Below are 18,510 nucleotides of genomic sequence, written 5' to 3' on the forward strand. Positions count from 1 at the left end.
GCCCGTGGATCAAGATCAAGATCAAGAGCAGGCGAGCTGACACTCGGCCTATTGAGTGGTGAAGAGCGGGGCGTGGTCGGCTTTGGATTTGTGGTGGATTTTCCCCTCACCCCAGCCCTCTCCCGAGGGAGAGGGAGCCGATTTGTGGGGCTTTCAGAATTTGAGTTCGGCTCGTTATTTCACGTCGGCGTAGCTCGCCCAAACACCTCGTCAGTCCCCTCTCCCTCCGGGAGAGGGCTAGGGTGAGGGGGCTGTTGATTCAGGCTTTGAAGCTCAAGTTCGACTCGGTATTTCACGTCGGCGTAACTCTACCAAACACCTCGGTCAGTCCCCTCTCCCTCCGGGAGAGGGCTAGGGTGAGGGGGCTGTTGATTCAGGCTTTGAAGCTCAAGTTCGACTTGGTATTGCACGTCGGCGTAGCTCGCCCAAACACCACGGTCAGTCCCCTCTCCCTCCGGGAGAGGGTTAGGGTGAGGGGCTTTTAGCTGTGTGCCGGAGGTTGGGGGATTTCGTGGTTATCCAGCACCTGGTTCACCGCCAGTTCGGCCAACATGATGATTTGCTGGATCGCCAGCACCGTACGCCGCTGCGGCAGGTCGATGTAGGCGGCGATGTCGCTGGTCATGAGGCTGGCCTGTGCCAGTGATTCGCAGGCGTGGACCAGCAGGCTTTCGCTGTCCTGATCGGGGGCGACCTGGAACATGGTGCTGGGTTTGTGGAAGCGCAGGGTGAGGGCGTTGGGTTTGAAGTAGTGGTCGAGGGCGCGTTCGGCGGCTTCGTGGAATTTCTTTGAGCCGGGGAATTCGTAGGGGGTGGTGTCTTCGGTTTCGGGTGGATTAGGCGTTGGTTTGAACATGGCAAAGATCCTTTTAAGAAAATGGAGCTGCCACTTTTCGTTTTCCAGACGAAGAGGGTGGCAGCTGTACGCGGACTGGAAAAACCGGCAAAGGATCAAACCCGGCAGACCCGAAGGTCTCCCACGTACAGCCGCCATAACAAAACTTCGGCGCCGAAAAAGCGCGGCATTATGTCATGTGCTGTGATCCTGCGGGTTTTCCAGACCCGGTCGCTGATGCGTCAGCGACACCCAAATCCTAGCCACCACACTTCCGACGGACAACCGTCAAAACCTGTCGGAAAGATCCGTGAAATACCCGTTTCTGTAGGCTCTGCCGTAGGTCGCGACTTGTTGATTTTTAAACAGTGAGGTCAAAAAATCCCCGACTGCAACAGCTCCTGCAGCGGGACGCGGTGCGTTTAAAAATCAGTTGGCGACACGCACCCCAGCCAGACTCCCACTCAATTCATACGCCGCCAATTCCGCCTGATGCGCCGCCAGAATCTCCGGCAACGACCCGCGCAAATACTCAACCCACGTCTTGATCTTCGCATCCAGATATTGCCGCGAAGGGTAGATCGCATACAGGTTCAACTCTTGCGAGCGGTAGTTGGGCATCACGCGCACCAGCGTGCCGTTGCGCAAGCCTTCGATCGCTGCATACACCGGCAACACGCCCACGCCCATGCCGCTGATGATCGCGGTTTTCATGGCGTCGGCGGAGTTCACCAGAAAAGGTGAGCTGTTGATGGTGACCATTTCCTGGCCTTCCGGGCCGTCGAAGGCCCATTTCTCCAGAGGGATCACCGGGCTGACCAGGCGCAGGCAGGCGTGGTTGAGCAGGTCGCTCGGTTTCTGCGCGCAGCCGTTGGCTTTCACGTAGGCCGGGGAGGCGCAGACGATGCTGTAGGTGATGCCCAGCCGTTGCGAGACGAAGCCCGAGTCGGGCAGTTCGCGGGCGAGCACGATGGACACGTCGTAGCCTTCGTCGAGCAAGTCCGGCACGCGGTTGGCCATGGTCAGGTCGAAGGTGACGTCCGGGTGACTCTTGCGATAACGGGCAATTGCATCGATGACGAAGTGCTGACCGATGCCGGTCATGGTGTGCACTTTCAATTGCCCGGCCGGGCGGGCGTGGGCCTCGCTGGCTTCCGCTTCGGCTTCTTCGACGTAAGCCAGGATCTGTTCGCAGCGCAGCAGGTAGCGTTTGCCGGCTTCGGTCAGCGCGATGCGTCGGGTCGTGCGGTTGAGCAGGCGGGTTTGCAGGTGGGCTTCCAGGTTGGAGACCGCGCGCGAGACGTTGGCGGTGGTGGTGTCGAGTTGCACGGCGGCGGCGGTGAAGCTGCCGGCTTCGGCGACACAACTGAAGGCGCGCATGTTTTGCAAAGTGTCCATGGGGTGCTCTCAAGGGAGATGGCAAATTGTGACACGAAGTTTCAGGGGCGAGACCCCCGACCAAGGGATTATCTCGTTAACCGTAACAAAGATTCACAGAAATCCCAGCTTATCGCCGTTCGGGGCGGCCCCTAGAATTGCGCCGTTGTGGGAATCGGGGTGCAGACGCCGGTTTGTCAGCTCAAACGGCGGCGCCGCTTTCGCGAGCAGGCTCGCTCCCACAGGGTCTCGGTTCTTCCCCCCTATTTCAGGAATTCGCAGCTGTGCCGCGTCGCATCAACAGAGCGCTTTTGCCGCTCAGTGTTCTGGCTTTTACCCTGGGTCTCAGCGGCTGCCTCTCAACTGACGGAATTGCCCCGCAAGGCAACGCGTTCGATGCCAATTCACTGGCCACCGACGACGCCATCGCTCACGCCGCCCGCGACGCCCATTGGCCCACCGCGCAATGGTGGCAAGCCTACGGTGACCCGCAACTCAATCGCTGGATCGACCTCGCCGTGCAAGGCAGCCCGAGCATGGCCATGGCCGCTGCGCGGGTGCGTCAGGCCAAAGCCATGGCCGGTGTCGCCGAAGCGGCCGAGTCGTTGCAGATCAATGGCGAGTCGACGCTCAAACGGCACAACTGGCCGACCGACCAGTTCTACGGTCCGGGCGAGTTGGCCAACACCACGACGTGGGATAACAACGCGGCGCTGGGTTTCAGCTACGCCCTCGACCTTTGGGGCCGCGAAAGCAATACCAGTGAACGCGCGGTGGATCTGGCGCACATGAGCGCGGCCGAAGCGCGGCTGGCGCAGCTGGAATTGCAGAACAACATCGTTCGCGCCTACATCGAGTTGTCGCTGCATTACGCTCAGCGCGACATCGTTGCGGCGACGCTCAAGCAGCAGCAACAGATTCTCGACCTCGCCCAAAAGCGTCTGAACGGCGGGATTGGCACCCATTTCGAAGTCAGTCAGGCGGAAACGCCGTTGCCGGAAACCCATCGGCAAATCGATGCACTGGATGAAGAAATCGCCCTCAGCCGCAATCAGCTGGCGGCGTTGGCGGGGAAAGGGCCGGGCGAGGGCGCACAGTTGCAGCGTCCGACCCTGGCCCTCGGTGCAGCGCTGAAACTGCCGTCGGCGTTGCCCGCCGAACTGCTCGGCCAGCGTCCGGACGTGGTCGCCAGTCGCTGGCAAGTCGCGGCGCAAGCACGCGGCATCGATGTCGCGCACGCCGGTTTTTATCCCAACGTCGATCTGGTTGGCAGCCTCGGTTACATGGCCACCGGCGGTGGTGCGCTGGAGTTTTTGACCGGCAAGAAGCTCAACTACAACGTCGGCCCGGCGATCTCTTTGCCGATCTTCGACGGCGGACGCTTGCGTGCCGAGTTGGGTGAAGCCTCGGCCGGTTATGACATCGCCGTGGCGCATTACAACCAGACGCTGATCAATGCACTGAAGAATATTTCCGACCAGTTGATCCGCCGCGAGTCGATGGACAAACAGCAGGGTTTCGCCGCCGAGTCGGTGGCCACGGCGCAGAAGACTTACGACATCGCGATGATCGCTTATCAGCGTGGGCTCACCGATTACCTCAACGTGCTCAATGCGCAGACGTTGCTGTTCAAGCAGCAGCAAGTGCAGCAGCAGGTGCAGGCGGCGCGACTCAGTGCGCATGCCGAGTTGGTGACTGCGTTGGGTGGTGGCCTAGGTGCTGGCAACGATGTGCCGACGGCCGAGAAAACCCAAGCGCCGAAAACCCCGGTACTCCTGCGTTGAGCACACAACCTGTGGGAGCGAGCTTGCTCGCGAAGAGGGCGTGTCAGCCAGCACATTGGTTGACTGACTCACCGCATTCGCGAGCAAGCTCGCTCCCACAGGGTCCCGGTCCGACCCGATTTTTTTGAGCAGAACTCATGACTCCCTTGCCCGCACCTCTGCGCTGGCTTTACACCCTGGAATGGCGCCGTGGTTTCTTCGACTGGGCGCGCAGCGATGGCGTGACCTGGGTCTACATCTTCAAGGTGTTGCTCGCCGCGTTCCTGACGTTGTGGCTGGCCATGCGCCTGGAACTGCCGCAGCCGCGCACGGCGATGATCACCGTGTTTATCGTCATGCAGCCGCAGAGCGGCCAGGTGTTCGCCAAGAGTTTTTATCGTTTCCTCGGCACGTTGGCCGGGTCGGCGATGATGGTCACGCTGATCGCGTTGTTCGCGCAAAACACTGAACTGTTTCTCGGCTCGCTGGCGATCTGGGTCGGCATCTGCTCGGCCGGTGCCGCACGTTGCCGTAACTTTCGCGCGTACGGTTTTGTCCTCGCCGGCTACACCGCCGCGATGGTCGGCTTGCCGGCGCTGGCGCACCCGGACGGCGCGTTTATGGCAGCAGTGTGGCGCGTGCTGGAAATCTCGTTGGGGATTCTCTGCTCGACGCTGATCAGCGCCGCGATCCTGCCGCAAACTGCGAGTGCGGCGATGCGCAACGCCTTGTATCAGCGCTTCGGCGTGTTCGCATTGTTCGTCACCGATGGCCTGCGCGGGCGCAGCAAGGCCGACGCTTTCGAGGCAAGCAACGTGCGTTTTATCGCCGAAGCCGTAGGCCTCGAAGGGCTGCGCAGCGTGACCGTGTTCGAAGACCCGCACATGCGCCGGCGCAACGGTCGACTGAGCCGTTTGAACAGCGAGTTCATGGGTATCACCACGCGCTTCAACGCTTTGCATCAGTTGCTCGAACGCTTGCGCGGCAACGGCGAAGAACACGTTGTCGCGGCGATCAGGCCGGGCCTGCAGGATCTCGCCGAAGTGCTCGACGGCTTTAGCGGCCGCGCCCTGACCAGCCCCGATGCCGCCCGTTTGGCGACCGCACTGGCGAGCTACAAGGAAGGCCTGCCGGCCCGTGTGCGCAGCCTGCGCGCAATCTTTCAGGACTCCGATCCGAGCGAAGCCGAACAACTGGATTTCCACACCGCGTACGAACTGCTGTATCGCTTCGTCGACGACTTGCACAGTTATGCACAGACTCACGCGTCGTTGGCCGATCATCGCCACGAACGCGAGCGCTGGGACGAACCCTTCACGCCGCAAACCAACTGGTGGGCTGCTGCTGCCTCGGGCATTCGCGCCTCGTTCATTTTGGTGGTGCTTGGCAGTTATTGGGTTGCCACCGCGTGGCCAAGTGGCGCGACGATGACCCTGATCGCCGCCGCCACCGTGGGCCTCTCCGCCGCCACGCCAAACCCGAAACGCATGGCGTTCCAGATGGCGTGCGGCACTTTCCTCGGTGCCCTGATCGGCTTCGTCGAGATGTTTTTCATCTTCCCGTGGATCGATGGTTTTCCGTTGCTGTGCGTGATGCTCGCGCCGGTGATCGTGCTCGGTTCGTTCCTCACGTCGCGGCCGCAGTACGCCGGTGTCGGCCTCGGTTTGCTGATTTTTTTCAGTACCGGATCGGTGCCGGATAACCTGACCATCTACAACCCTTACACCTTCATCAACGACTACATCGCCATGGTCATGGGCATGTTGGTCTGCGCGGCGGCCGGGGCGATTATTCTGCCGCCGAACAGTCGCTGGTTGTGGAAGCGGCTGGAGCAGGATCTGCGCGGGCAAGTGGTCTACGCGATCAGCGGCAAACTCAAAGGCCTGGCCTCGAGTTTCGAGAGCCGCACCCGCGATTTGCTGCATCAGGCGTACGGTCTCGCGGCGGGGCAGCCGAAGGTACAGAAGCACCTGTTGCGCTGGATGTTCGTGGTGCTGGAAGTCGGCCACGCGATCATCGAGTTGCGCAAGGAGCAGGCGATTCTGCCGGTGCACCCGGCCTACGCGGAATCGCAGCCGTGGCGCCAGGCGATCCGTGTGATGGGCCGCGCACTGGTGCGACTTTTTCTGCAACCAAACTCCAGCAATCTCGAGCGCGCACTGGTCGCCGTCGATCACGCCATCAGTCGCGTCGCGGCCACCGATGAGCCGTTCGCGCCGCACTTCGATACTTCCGCATTGCGCCGGGTGAAGAGTTATCTGCACTTCATCCGCACCTCGTTGCTCGACCCGCAATCACCGCTCACTGCCTACACCATCGCCAAGCCCGAAGGACTTGCCCATGCCTCGTGAAATCGCCTTCCACGGCGTGTACATGCCGACCATGACCCTGATGTTTTTCATCGCTGCGGCACTGGCCTGGGCGGTGGACCGGTTCTTGTCCGGGTTCGATCTGTACCGCTTCTTCTGGCACCCGGCGCTGCTGCGTCTGAGTCTGTTTACCTGTCTGTTCGGCGCCATGGCGCTGACTGTCTACCGTTGAGAACGATTTGATGAAAAAGTTTTTCAGCCTGCTCGCGACCCTGCTGGTGCTGGCCCTGGCGCTGTGGATCGGCCGCACGTTGTGGGAGCACTACATGAACACGCCGTGGACGCGCGATGGCCGCGTTCGCGCCGACATCATCAACGTCGCTGCCGACGTCACCGGCGAAGTGATCGATGTGCCGGTGCGCGACAACCAACTGGTGAAGAAGGGCGATTTGCTCATGCAGATCGACCCCGAGCACTACCGCATCGCGGTCAAACAGGCGCAGTCGCTGGTCGCTTCGCGCAAGTCGACGTGGGAGATGCGCAAGGTCAACGCCCACCGCCGCGCCGACCTCGACAACCTGGTGATCTCCAAGGAAAACCGCGACGACGCCAGCAACATCGCCGACGCCGCGCTCGCCGATTACCAACACGCGCAAGCGCAACTGGAAGCCGCTGAACTCAACCTCAAACGCACCGAAGTGCGCGCGGCGGTCGATGGTTATGTGACCAACCTCAACGTGCATCGCGGTGACTACGCGCGCATCGGCGAGGCGAAAATGGCCGTGGTCGACATGAACTCGTTCTGGGTTTACGGCTTTTTTGAAGAAACCAAATTGCCCCACGTCAAAGTCGGTGATAAGGCCGACATGCAGTTGATGAGCGGCGAAGTCTTGAAGGGTCATGTCGAAAGCATCTCGCGCGGCATCTACGACCGCGACAACCCGGAAAGCCGCGAGCTGATCGCCGACGTCAACCCGACGTTCAACTGGGTACGCCTGGCGCAACGGGTGCCGGTGCGCATTCACATTGATGAAGTGCCGGAGGGGGTTTTGTTGGCGGCGGGGATTACTTGTACGGTGGTGGTGCGGCAGGAGGTTGTGGATAAAGGATAAACCGAGGTGCTGCCATCGCGAGCAGGCTCGCTCCCACACTGGATCTGCATTGCACTGATGATCTCTGTGGGAGCGAGCCTGCTCGCGAAAGTATCAACGCCGTCTTATAGCCGCCCGCGCAAACCGAAGCGCTTCATCAACGTCGATTCCAGCAAGCCCTTGGGCAATAACATCGCCAGCAGCGGTAACGCCCGGCTGCCATTGCCGATGCGGATCAAGCGTGGCGGTTTGCTCTGCTGCACAGCCTTGAGCAACCCGGCGGCAAACTCACTGGCCGGTGTCGGCTTGTCCTGCGAGGCCTTGGCCCGCGCGCGAATGCCTTCGCGCAGGGGAAACCATGGCGATTGCTCATTGATCAATTGTTCGGCTTCATGCCCGGCGTTTTTCGCGAAGCTCGATTGAATTGCGCCGGGCTGGACTTCCATCACGCGAATGCCGAACGGCGCCAATTCCATGCGCAGTGCATCGCTCAGGGCATGCACGGCGGCTTTCGATGCGCAGTAGGCGCCGGCAAACGGGGTGACCAGCACACCGGACACGCTGCCGATATTCACCACCAGGCCTTTGGCCCGGCGCAGCAGCGGAAACAGTGCGCGGGTGACGCCGACAATCGAGAACACGTTGGTTTCGAACTGGCGCTGCATCGCCGGCACGCCGCCGTCGAGCAGCGGGCCCATGGCCCCGTAACCGGCGTTGTTGATCAGCACATCGAGGCCGCCGTGCTGCTGGTTGATGCGCTGGCCGAGTTGTTCCAGAGCGGCGCCGTCGTTGACGTCCAGTTGCACGGCGGTGAAGCCGGCGGTGCTGAGTGCGGCGACATCTTCAGCCTTGCGCGCACTGGCCCAGACTTCGTAACCGGCGGCTTTGAACGCATCGGCGAGGGCGCGGCCAATACCGCTGGAGCAACCGGTAATCAACGCAACGGGCATGGCGCATTCCTTGTGCAGAAAAGTTAAGGGAGGGATCAGTCGGAGAAACTACCCTGCAAGCGCTCGGCGCGAAACTCCAGGGTTTGCGGGCGATAACCGGGACGCAGTGGCGGCATGGGCAAGCAGTCTTCCCAGGCGCCGCCGGCCTGCAATTCGCCAGGGCCGCGATAACGTGGGGCAGCGTATTGATTGTCGGCCAGATTGACCGTGTCGCCCGGCGCGTAGGCTGCGATGCGCCAGCGCAGTTCGGTCAGGGGAACGTCGTTGCCGTTGTTCATTTTCAGTTGCAGCGGACGATCCGCCGGGCATTGCTGCGGTGCATAGCTGATGCGCATCTCAAGGCGCGCCAGTTGTTTGATCTCGCGGTTGTCCAGCCACACCACCCACATGGCCACCAGCCCCAGCCCGATAGCCGCGGCCACCGACACCGGCACAGCCTTGGCCGGGTAGCGCAGCAGCAGTATCAGCCAGGTGATGATCAGCAAGACGCCGATGAACATGTTGCAACACTCCTTGAGTTCGTGAGCACCATCCTACCGAAGGGCGGCGGGAATGGACATTCGCTGCGTGTGTGATTTGCCCGTTGGTCGGAACTGTAATTTCTGACAGTAGGCACCTTGTCGCGCGTCTGCTCAGATACTTGCAGGCGCAGAGGGCGCAGTTATTGCGGGGCGAGGTACATGGGCATGTTCAGCAACACACCAGTGCTGGCAGTAATCGATCCGCGTGGGTTGGCGATCCGCAGGGTCGACTACTGGCGTAGCGACGCCCGTCAACCGCCCGAAACCCGCATCCATCGCACGGCCCACGACGTGGCAGGTCACGCGGTGCAACAGTGGGACCCGCGATTGTGGACGCTGCAAAGTCATGATCCGCTGGCACCGCCCAATCTGAGCGTCGTGTACTCATTGATCGGGCAGGTTCTGCGCTCGAACAGTGTCGACGCCGGGGTGCAGATCAGCCTGCTCGGTTTGGGGGCTGAAACACTGATGGTTATCGACAGTCGCAGCACCCGTCGGGACATTGAACATGATTCGCTACTGCGGCCGACGGCAGTGTTCGAAGCAGGTGAGTTGCAACCACGCCGTTGCACGGAGCGTTTTGATTATGGTCAGCCGGGTATTGCCGATCCGCTGCGTAATCAGCTTGGCCAGTTGATTCGTCACGATGACCCGGCGGGAAGCGTGCTGCTCGAGGCCTTCGCGATCACTGGGGAAAACGTAGAGGGCGTCAGGCATCTCACCCTTGAACCCTCTTCTGCGGATTGGCCCGAACCGCTTGATCAACGTCAACATTTGCTGGAACCCGGAGAGGGCGCAACGACTCGCTGGCGTTTTGGGCCTCTCGGGGCGGTGCTCGCGCAGATCGATGCGAAAGGTAACCGGCATGGCAGCGAATTGACCCTTGAGGGTGCCTTGCGCGCTCGTCATCTGCAGTTAAAAGATCAGACTGAACGACAGGTGGTGGTCAGCGACATTCGCTACAACGCAGAGGGGCAAGTCACCCAGGAACGGGCGGGTAATGGCGTACTGACAACGTTGACGTATCGGCACGAAGACGGGCGTCTGACTGTGCGTCACGCCGAAAAAAGTCAGGGCGGGGTCTTGCAGCACCTGGTTTACCTATATGACCGGACAGGCAATGTGCTGAGCATCGAAGACAAGGCTCTGCCTGTGCGCTACTTCGCCAACGAGCGCATCGATCCGATCAGCCGTTTCACCTACGACAGCCTCTACCAGTTGAGCGAGGCCAGCGGGTGGGAGGCGGGCGATGGCGAGGGTGGCCCGACAGCGATCACCAACTATTGGCAACGTTATCGTTATGACGCTGGCGGCAATCTGCTCAAGCTCAGCCACGTTGGCGCACAGAGTCCAGGTCACGATCTGCAGGCTGCCCGCTACAGCAATCGTTGCCTGCCCTGGCGCAATGGCGTGCCTCCCGACGAGGCAGAGATCGCCGCGGCGTTTGATGCTTGCGGTAACAGGCGGCTGCTGGATCAAGGGCGGCAACTGCAGTGGAATCTGCGTAATCAACTGGCTTCGGTCACGGCGGTGCAGCGTGACTCTGACGCGGATGATCGCGAACTCTATCTCTATGACGGCGCTGGCCAGCGTGTGCGCAAAATTCGTTCGCTGCAGACCAATGTTCGTACTGTCGTTGCGCAGGTACGTTATCTGCCGGAACTGGAATTGCGCACCGATAACGGAACGGGTGAGGCGCTGCAAGTCATCACGGTGCACACCGCTTTGAACAGTGTCCGTGTCCTGCACTGGGAGAGCCCGCCGCCGGCAGGCGTCAACGATCAGTATCGCTACAGTTTCAACGATCATCTGGGTTCGACCAACCTTGAACTGGCGGCAGATGCACAACTGATCAGCCGCGAGTATTTCCATCCGTTCGGTGCGACCGCGTGGAGTGAGGAAAGCGACGTCAGTTATAAAACCGTGCGTTATTCGGGCAAGGAACGTGATGCAACGGGCCTGTACTACTACGGGTTTCGCTATTACTTGCCGTGGTTGCAGCGTTGGCTCAACCCTGATCCGAAAGGCTATATCGACGGGCCGAACCTATACCAGATGGTTGGCAATTCGCCCATGCGGCATGCCGATAGCGACGGCGGTGAAAAGACCGATACGTCAGCGTTGGCCGACAGCGCGCAAAAGCAGAAGGCACTGCTCGATTCGATGACGTCAACAGCGGCGGAAGTCAGAAATTCGTTACTCAACCACACTCAATCCCGACACCGGTTTCAAGCCTTGGCCAGGCGAGTGACGACACAACTGGTCAGCAGTGCGGTCAGTGCGGGGGCTAGAACATTGGGTAGTGCGGCAGGCGCTGCGTTGGGGGGGACGTTGGGGCCGGCAGCGGGCGCGCTGGGGGGCACACTGGGTGAACAGGTCAGCGGCAAACTGGCGGATACAGCCATCGACAAGATTGTGGATACCTTTCAGTTGAACCGTCCGATCAACTTCAAGGGCAGTGAGATGAACCCTAAGGCTTTTGTTGAAGGCGTAGAGCCAACAGCAAAACCCAGTCTCTTGACGGTGAAACTGGAGTTGGCCGCACATGATCCGCGCACTGCCGACGGCCGCTCACGCCTGTTGAAAATGGCCCGCAGTAAGGTCGAGGACAAAGTGATCGACAAAATCGGCGAAAAAGTGTGGTCGCAGGCGCCCGGATTGATCCAGACGGCACGGGAATTCGCTCATGCCGGGCAAGGATTGAATGCCGGCGACTTGAGTCAGGCTTACGAACATATTCCGGCAAACATCGACATGGTGACATTCAGGACGTTGGCCATCGTCACCGAGTTGGCTACTGCCGACAGCTCAGATCCTGAGCTATTCGAAACGGTCGCCGAACTGTCAATGCAAACCTGGAGCACCGTTCAAGCGCTGGAACGGACCCAGGATTTCATCGGATTGATTGCGCCCACGCCATACGCAGGAAGGCAGCAGTCGCTAGGAGGAAGTACCCGACCAAAACTGACCCGACAACATTCGCACGGTTGAAAAAAAGCCCCCGCCCAACCCACTGCGGATAGGGGACGCAGCGGGCTGGACGGGGGCTTCTTATTGCAGATCGATCACTGCGCGATGGTTTTCACCGATACGCCGCGTTCGACCGGGGTGGAGCGACCGTAGATATCTTCGAAGCGTTCGATATCGTCTTCACCCAGGTACGAACCCGATTGCACTTCGATGATTTCCAGCGGGATCTTGCCCGGGTTGCGCAGGCGATGCACCGAGGCGATCGGGATGTAGGTCGACTGGTTTTCGCAGAGCAGGAACACGTTTTCATCGCAGGTCACTTCGGCGGTGCCGCTGACCACGATCCAGTGTTCGGCGCGGTGGTGGTGCATCTGCAGCGACAGGCACGCGCCCGGTTTCACCGAGATGTGCTTGACCTGGAAACGCCCGCCCATGTCCACCGAGTCATACGAGCCCCACGGACGATAGACCTCGCAGTGGTTCTGGGTTTCGCTGCGGCCCTGCTCGTTGAGCGTGTTGACCATCTGCTTGACGCCCTGAACCGAGTCCTTGTGGGCAATCATCATCGCGTCTTTGGTTTCGACCACAACGATGTTTTCCAGACCGATCACCGAGACCAGTTTGCCATTGCCGTGGATCATGCAGTTCTTGCTGTCCTGGATGACCACGTCGCCTTTGCTGACGTTGCCGTTGGCGTCTTTCTCGTTGACTTCCCACAGCGACGACCAGCAACCGACATCGCTCCAGCCAGCGGTCAGTGGCACCACGCAGGCGCGCTGGGTTTTTTCCATCACCGAGTAGTCGATGGAATTGTCCGGGCAGCAGGCGAAGGTGGCTTCGTCGAAGGTGATGGTGTCCGGATCCTGTTCGCTGCGCTCAAGGGTCAGCAGGCAGGTGTCGTAGATGTCCGGGTCGTGCTTTTTCAGCTCTTCGAGGAAGCGGCTGGCGCGGAACAGGAACATGCCGCTGTTCCAGTAGTAACCACCGGATTCGACGTACTCGGTGGCGCGTTTGACGTCAGGTTTTTCGACGAAGTGCGAGACGCGGCTGACGCCTTCGGGCAGCAGCGAATCAGCGGTGGATTTGATGTAGCCATAGCCGGTTTCCGGTTTGGTTGCCGGTACGCCGAACAGGACCATCTCGCCATTTTCGGCGGCGACGGTGGCCAGCGCGAGTGCGCGTTGCAGGGCTTTCTGATCATCAAGGACGTGGTCGGCCGGCAGCACCAGCATCAGTTCGTCACGGCCTTCATTGACCAGCATCATCGCAGTCAGCGCCACGGCCGGCGCGGTGTTGCGACCGAACGGCTCCATCAGGATGCGCTGGGTTTCCAGATTGCGTGCACTCAACTGCTCGTTGACGATAAAACGGTGATCCTTGTTGCAGACCACGATCGGCGTGTCCATGCCTTCGAACACCAGGCGTTCCAGGGTTTGCTGGAACAGCGTGTGTTCGCCGGTCAGGGCGAGGAATTGTTTAGGGAATTGCTTACGCGAAAGCGGCCAGAGACGCGAACCGCTACCACCTGACAAGATCACCGGAATCATATTGTTTACTCCATAAAATCGATTGGTTAGAGGCACGAACGCTGTGTCGTTTCACTCTTGTTTTTGTCTCGTACCCGAACTGACAACCCGATTCATTGTGGGAGCGAGCTTGCTCGCGAAGGCGGCGTATCAGTCGACACATCTGTTGAATGTCAGACCGCTTTCGCGAGCAAGCTCGCTCCCACAGGGGATATGTGTCAGTCAGGAAAAATGATTAGCGAGTCGATACCGGGCGTTTCACCCAGACTGGCGACAGGCTGCTGCCGCTGCCGGTGACGTACAGCACCGCAGCTTCGCCGCGCTCCAGGGCGACCGGTTTGACGTCGCCGACTTTCTTGTCACCTTCGTACAGCGCCAGGCTGACTTTCACCGGGTTGATTTCACGTTCGCCACGGCCCTTGGCGGCCACGTTCGGCACCACGTCGGTCTTGCCGTCGGCGGTCTTCAGGGTCAGCGGCTTGTCGCTGAGGTTCTGCACGCGTACCAGGGATTTCTGCTTGTTCTTGAACGGCGGCTCTTCGATCAGTTGCGGCGCGCCGGAAGCGTTGTTGACCAGGGTGTAGTAGTGGTCACCGGCGAGTTTCACCGGCAGGGTCTGGCTGCCGACCTTGGCGCTGTAATCACCGCCCGGCATGAAGCTGAAGTCGCTGCTGGCCAGTGGTGCAACATCGCTCAGGTTGGTGCTGCCGACAGTCGCGCTGACTTCAGCATTGCTGGCGTTATAGACACGGACAAAGGTCGAACCTTTCGGTGCGGTCGGGCCGTAAAGGGCGGCGTCACCACCAGCGAAAGCCTGAACCGATAGCACGCTCAAACCTGCAACCAGTGCAATGCGTTTTGCGAGACGACGAGGAGTAGTCGTGAAAGTCATGGTGTACCTCTCTTTCAGTTTTGCGCCCGATCGGGCGTCTCGGATTTAGTGTTGATTGCTACGTTTTGTTGGCGCGCGCCGGCTTGTTTAAGCTCTGCGACCCACTGCGGGTCGGCGTCGCCGATTTCGTTGTTCACAGGCAGATAACGTTCAGGAAACTCCCAGATCAGCACCTGTGGCGGGCTGTTCTTGAAGTCATCGCTTTTCAGGTAGCTGAGCATTGGCAGGATCGGGCCGTGGCCGTCTTCGGCGTAGCTCACCACGTCGCTGTGCAGCGCTTGTTTCAGGGCACCGACGAAGTTCCAGTTAGGGTTTGCGCTGTAGCTGGTGCCGACCAGCGCGACCGGCACTTCATTGCTGGCAAACAGCGCGTCGTCACCGGCAGGCTGATCGCCGGCCGCGACGGTGTTGCGTTTTTGCAGCGGCTCTTGCGCCGGCATCAGGTTTTCGAACAGCGGGTCGAGCGGCAGGAACAAGCGCAGATCGCCCTTGTGCGTGACTTTCTCGGCTGGCGTGGTGACGAAGCGCTGCGGCTCGCCGCTGAGCGGGAACTTGTCGGCGATGGTTTTCGCCAAGGTGTTCGCGGCAATCTCGGCGCCCTCAGGTGTCCAGTGCGTATCAGTGCGCAGGAACACTTGCTGACCGCTTTGCTTGGCCTGTTGGAACGGCTTGAGCAGGTCAGGGGCGAGGATCTTGTCGGCGGCTACACGAGCATGGAAATCCTGATAGAGATTTTCGTGGATGCTCGCCGGTTTCACTTCACCCAGATGCTCCGGGTACAGACGAACCTTGGCCGGCACGATCGCCATCACCAGTTTCACGCCTTTCGCTTTGAGGGTCTGGCGCACGCCTTCGACCAGCGCGTAGTTGCCTTGCAGGTTCAGCTCTTCGTTGACGATCGGGTTGAATTCCTCATCGCTGTACAACCACTGATCGCGGCCGAGCACCACGCCCGGACGACCTTCGTTGAACAGTTTGAAATCCAGCGCGGCCCAGAGGTTGGTGCCCAGACGCTTGATCGGGAATTCATCGTCGTAATGCGTTTCCACCGCCTTGGTCCAGCGGCCATTGAGCACCGTCGCCTCGGCGTTGGTGCTGAAGCCGAAGAAACTGCGAACCGACCACACACCGAGGACCAACAGGGTCACCAGGAACAGGGCGATGTAGAAGATGCGTAATGAGCGGGTCATGTCAGATCCCTCAGAACTGGAAGTAAAGGAACGGCGAGAAGCTTTGCGCCGAAAGTTTGAGAATCGAGGCGATGAACAGCAGCAGGATCAGGCCGCGCATCACATAGCGTGACCAGTCCGCGCTCCAGTAGGCTGGTTGCACCTGGGCTTCGACGCCGACGGTGTAGCCAGGCTCATGGATGCTTGCCGGGTTTTCGCCAGGGGCTGCCTTGATCATTCCCGGAGTCGCGGTGGCAGGGCCGTTGGCCTCGACGTTGACTTCAGGTTTGGTTTTGGCTGGCGGTTGATTGGTGTACAGATCGCGCAGGCCGAAGAACGCCAGCGTCACGTACGCCACAACCAGAGTTGCCACTTGCAGACCGGTGAGGCTGGCCTGATTGAGTTCCGACAGCGACCAGTCGCCGAAGCTGAACATCGCACCGTACATACGACCGGCAACGTGCAGGTTCTCGGCACGGAAGATCACCCAGCCCATCACCACCAGCAGGAAGGTCAGCGCCCAGCGGATCGGGTTGAGGCTGCGCGGCGAGGTGTTCAGGCCCAGCGCTTTTTCAATCGCCAGCCACATGCCGTGCCAGGCGCCCCAGACGATGTAGGTGATGTTCGCGCCGTGCCACAGACCACCGAGGAGCATGGTCAGGAACAGGTTGCGATAGGTCATCAGCGTGCCTTTACGGTTACCGCCAAGGGTGATGTACAGATAGTCACGCAGCCACGTCGACAGGCTGATGTGCCAGCGACGCCAGAACTCGGTGATCGACTGGCTGATGTACGGCTGTTTGAAGTTTTCCATGAAGCGGAAACCCATCATCAAGCCCAGACCGATGGCCATGTCGCTGTAACCGGAGAAGTCGAAATACAACTGCGCGGTGTAGGCCAGCGCGCCGAGCCAGGCGTCACCCGTGGTCGGGTTTTGCAAGGCGAAGCAATGGTCGGCGACCACCGCGAGGGTGTCGGCGATGAAGACCTTCTTGATGAAACCCTGCATAAACCGCGTGCAGCCTTCGGAGAATTTGTCGAGGGTGTGCGTGCGGTTGTTGAACTGGTCGGCGAGGTCGCGGAAACGCAACACCGGGCCGGCGATCAAGTGCGGGAAGATCGCTACGAATGCGGCGAAGTCGATCAGGTTGCGCGTGGCCGGGGTGTCGCCGCGATACACGTCGATGATGTAGCTGATCGACTCGAAGATATAGAACGAAATCCCGATCGGCAGCAGCACGTGGGTGAGGATGAACGGCTCGAGACCGACCGAGGTCATCATCGCGTTGATGCTGTCGACGCCGAAGTTGGCGTACTTGAAGTAGCCGAGGATGCACAGGTCGACTGCGACACCGAGCAGCAGCCAGCGCTGCGCCGGTTTGGTCCGCACGCCAGCGGCACCGACTTTGAGGCCGATCCAGTAGTTCCACAGCGTAACGGCGGCGAACAGCGCGAGGAAGTCCACACGCCACCAGGCATAGAACACGTAGCTGGCGATCAGCAGCAGCAGGTTGCGATAGCGTTGCCCGCTCAAGTAGTACAAGCCGAGAAAGATCGGCAAGAACAGAAACAGGAACACGTTGGATGAAAATACCATCCCGATCTCTCCATGTTTGAACCAACAGTCAAGGGCCAAAGCCCCCCCAAACCCCCCGTGGTAGTGGAGGGGTGAAACGGTGTTTCTGTCAGGGTTGTGCAGGGCCTTGAAATCTTCCCCTCACCCCCCGCCCTCTCCCGGAGGGAGAGGGAGCCTGATCTCTGGCGCTGCCAATATGGAGATCGACTCGGTATTTCCTTGCAGCCTGATCTCCATGGTTTTCAAAAATGGAGATCGACCCGGTATTTCTTTGCAGCCTGATCTCGGTTGTTCTTCAAAGCCTGAGATCGGCTCGGTATTTCATTTCGGTGTAACTCGCACAGCCACCTCGGTCAGTCCCCTCTCCCTTTGGGAGAGGGTTAGGGTGAGGGGCTTTTGCTTTATGAGCCTTTGTTGCCCTTTTCATGGGATGGGTCATAGACCTTGGTCAGGTCGCCACCCAGCCGGAAAGTCTTGAACGGCTGCATGCCGCGCTTCTTCTCGATGACATCCGGCGCACAGGTGTAGAGCGTGCAGAACGGTTCGAGCCAGGCGAATTTCATGTCCTCTTTCAAGTCGGTCATGTCCTGCTCTTTGCCGTTCTTCTTCTCGAACTCATCCGGGTCTTTCACCCCCGCCAACACCCGATCACCCAGACGCTTCAGCGCGCCGTTGTTTTCCTGACGCAAATCAACACCGTTGACCTGGGCGAAACTGGCGATCATCGCCAGCGGCGGCAGCGCGTAGTTGTGGTAGGCGAGGGCGCGTTGCTGGCGCTTGAGTTCGTTCGGCAGGTAACCGTCGGCGTCGACTTGATTGGCGCCGACCTTGTATTCCTTCACCGCCCAGTCAAACAGGTCGCGGCGGTTGGTCGCGACCGAGGTCGCCATCACCGACCAGGCGGCCCAGTACGAGTGGTTGTTGGTTTTTTCCAGCGGCAGGTTGTCCCAGTCGCTGACCACCTGATCGGCCATTTTGCTGAACCACGCTTCGATCACCTGCGCTTCCTGCTGATGCTGCGCCAGCGGATGCGAGTCGGAGAACTTCAGGCGAATGTACGAAGAGGCCATGCTGCCCAGCGCCCATTTGCGCATCGACTTGCCGGTGTGGTTGAAGTCTTTCGACATCAACGCGTCGGCCTTGGCCCACGCGGTCAGCCAGTTCAGCGTGCAATCGAGCTGCTCCGGACGACCGTCGCGCATGAACTGCATCACCCGTTTGGCTGTGCCGCGTTCCAGCGTGGTGATGTCTTTGGTGGTGTCGCGGAAGGCCTTTTCCGACTGTACGTTCAGCGTCGAACGGGCCTTGTCCGAGCCTTCGTATTTGCTGCGAAATTGCAGCGGCCCGGTGTAGGGCGCCGGCATTGCATCGCAGCCTTCGCTGTTGTCACCGGTCTTGAATTTATCCACAGGCGCAAAATAGCCCTGTGGCGGACGCAGTGGCGCGGCGGCCTGCGCGGTGCCGGCGAAGATCGCCAGCCCGAGCAGCGTCGGCGCTAAAAGAGTTTTCAGTTTCGAGTTTCGCATAGCAG

At 60.2% G+C, this 18,510-nt stretch carries 14 protein-coding genes; 5 read left to right on the top strand and 9 right to left on the bottom strand.

The window, feature by feature from the left end; all coding sequences use genetic code 11:
- Window positions 1–481: 481 nt before the first annotated feature.
- Both A8O26_RS12975 and A8O26_RS12980 read right to left on the bottom strand, forming a co-directional pair.
- Window positions 482–856: a DUF6124 family protein gene (locus A8O26_RS12975; RefSeq protein ID WP_064118385.1), complete on the bottom strand. Its 375-nt coding sequence runs from the start codon at window positions 854–856 to the stop codon at window positions 482–484.
- Between the two features lie 408 nt (window positions 857–1,264).
- Window positions 1,265–2,233, bottom strand: a complete 969-nt coding sequence (locus A8O26_RS12980; RefSeq protein WP_064118386.1) for a LysR family transcriptional regulator — start codon at window positions 2,231–2,233, stop codon at window positions 1,265–1,267.
- Window positions 2,234–2,496: 263 nt separating this feature from the next.
- Here A8O26_RS12980 and A8O26_RS12985 point away from each other — a divergent pair, with 263 nt between their 5' ends.
- The 4 genes from A8O26_RS12985 to A8O26_RS13000 all read left to right on the top strand — a co-directional run bounded on the left by A8O26_RS12985 (window position 2,497) and on the right by A8O26_RS13000 (window position 7,396).
- On the top strand, window positions 2,497–3,996 hold the full coding sequence (locus A8O26_RS12985) for an efflux transporter outer membrane subunit (RefSeq protein WP_064118387.1): 1,500 nt from the start codon (window positions 2,497–2,499) through the stop codon (window positions 3,994–3,996).
- Between the two features lie 137 nt (window positions 3,997–4,133).
- Window positions 4,134–6,326, top strand: a complete 2,193-nt coding sequence (locus tag A8O26_RS12990) for an FUSC family protein (protein WP_064118388.1) — start codon at window positions 4,134–4,136, stop codon at window positions 6,324–6,326.
- Window positions 6,316–6,516 (top strand): DUF1656 domain-containing protein, encoded by a 201-nt coding sequence (locus A8O26_RS12995; RefSeq protein ID WP_007914106.1) that lies wholly within the window; start codon window positions 6,316–6,318, stop codon window positions 6,514–6,516. Before A8O26_RS12990 ends, A8O26_RS12995 begins: the two co-directional genes overlap by 11 nt.
- Before the next feature lie 10 nt (window positions 6,517–6,526).
- Window positions 6,527–7,396, top strand: a complete 870-nt coding sequence (locus A8O26_RS13000) for an efflux RND transporter periplasmic adaptor subunit (RefSeq protein ID WP_064118389.1) — start codon at window positions 6,527–6,529, stop codon at window positions 7,394–7,396.
- Between the two features lie 104 nt (window positions 7,397–7,500).
- On the opposite strand, the gene A8O26_RS13005 is transcribed toward A8O26_RS13000, so the two are convergent.
- Window positions 7,501–8,325, bottom strand: coding sequence for an SDR family oxidoreductase (locus A8O26_RS13005; RefSeq protein ID WP_064118390.1), 825 nt, complete (start codon window positions 8,323–8,325; stop codon window positions 7,501–7,503).
- 35 nt (window positions 8,326–8,360) lie between these two features.
- Window positions 8,361–8,825, bottom strand: coding sequence for a hypothetical protein (locus A8O26_RS13010; RefSeq protein ID WP_064118391.1), 465 nt, complete (start codon window positions 8,823–8,825; stop codon window positions 8,361–8,363).
- 180 nt (window positions 8,826–9,005) lie between these two features.
- Between A8O26_RS13010 and A8O26_RS13015 the strand changes: the two genes are divergently transcribed.
- Entirely contained in the window at window positions 9,006–11,837 is a 2,832-nt protein-coding gene (locus A8O26_RS13015; protein ID WP_437339881.1) for an RHS repeat domain-containing protein, read from the top strand.
- Window positions 11,838–11,911: 74 nt separating this feature from the next.
- Here A8O26_RS13015 and A8O26_RS13020 read toward each other — a convergent pair whose 3' ends face one another.
- The 5 genes from A8O26_RS13020 to A8O26_RS13040 form a co-directional block, all read right to left on the bottom strand.
- On the bottom strand, window positions 11,912–13,363 hold the full coding sequence (locus A8O26_RS13020) for a mannose-1-phosphate guanylyltransferase/mannose-6-phosphate isomerase (RefSeq protein ID WP_064118392.1): 1,452 nt from the start codon (window positions 13,361–13,363) through the stop codon (window positions 11,912–11,914).
- 214 nt (window positions 13,364–13,577) lie between these two features.
- Window positions 13,578–14,234, bottom strand: a complete 657-nt coding sequence (locus tag A8O26_RS13025; protein ID WP_003221835.1) for an alginate O-acetyltransferase AlgF — start codon at window positions 14,232–14,234, stop codon at window positions 13,578–13,580.
- A 14-nt stretch (window positions 14,235–14,248) separates the two neighbouring features.
- Window positions 14,249–15,424, bottom strand: a complete 1,176-nt coding sequence (locus A8O26_RS13030) for an alginate O-acetyltransferase (protein ID WP_064118393.1) — start codon at window positions 15,422–15,424, stop codon at window positions 14,249–14,251.
- Window positions 15,425–15,434: 10 nt separating this feature from the next.
- Window positions 15,435–17,000 carry an MBOAT family O-acyltransferase gene (locus tag A8O26_RS13035; RefSeq protein WP_064118394.1) on the bottom strand — a complete coding sequence of 522 codons (1,566 nt, stop codon included), beginning with the start codon at window positions 16,998–17,000 and terminating at the stop codon, window positions 15,435–15,437.
- Between the two features lie 380 nt (window positions 17,001–17,380).
- Window positions 17,381–18,505, bottom strand: a complete 1,125-nt coding sequence (locus A8O26_RS13040) for a mannuronate-specific alginate lyase (protein ID WP_064118395.1) — start codon at window positions 18,503–18,505, stop codon at window positions 17,381–17,383.
- Between the last annotated feature and the right edge of the window lie 5 nt (window positions 18,506–18,510).

The organism is Pseudomonas fluorescens (assembly GCF_001648775.1).
GTDB lineage: Bacteria > Pseudomonadota > Gammaproteobacteria > Pseudomonadales > Pseudomonadaceae > Aquipseudomonas > Aquipseudomonas fluorescens_M.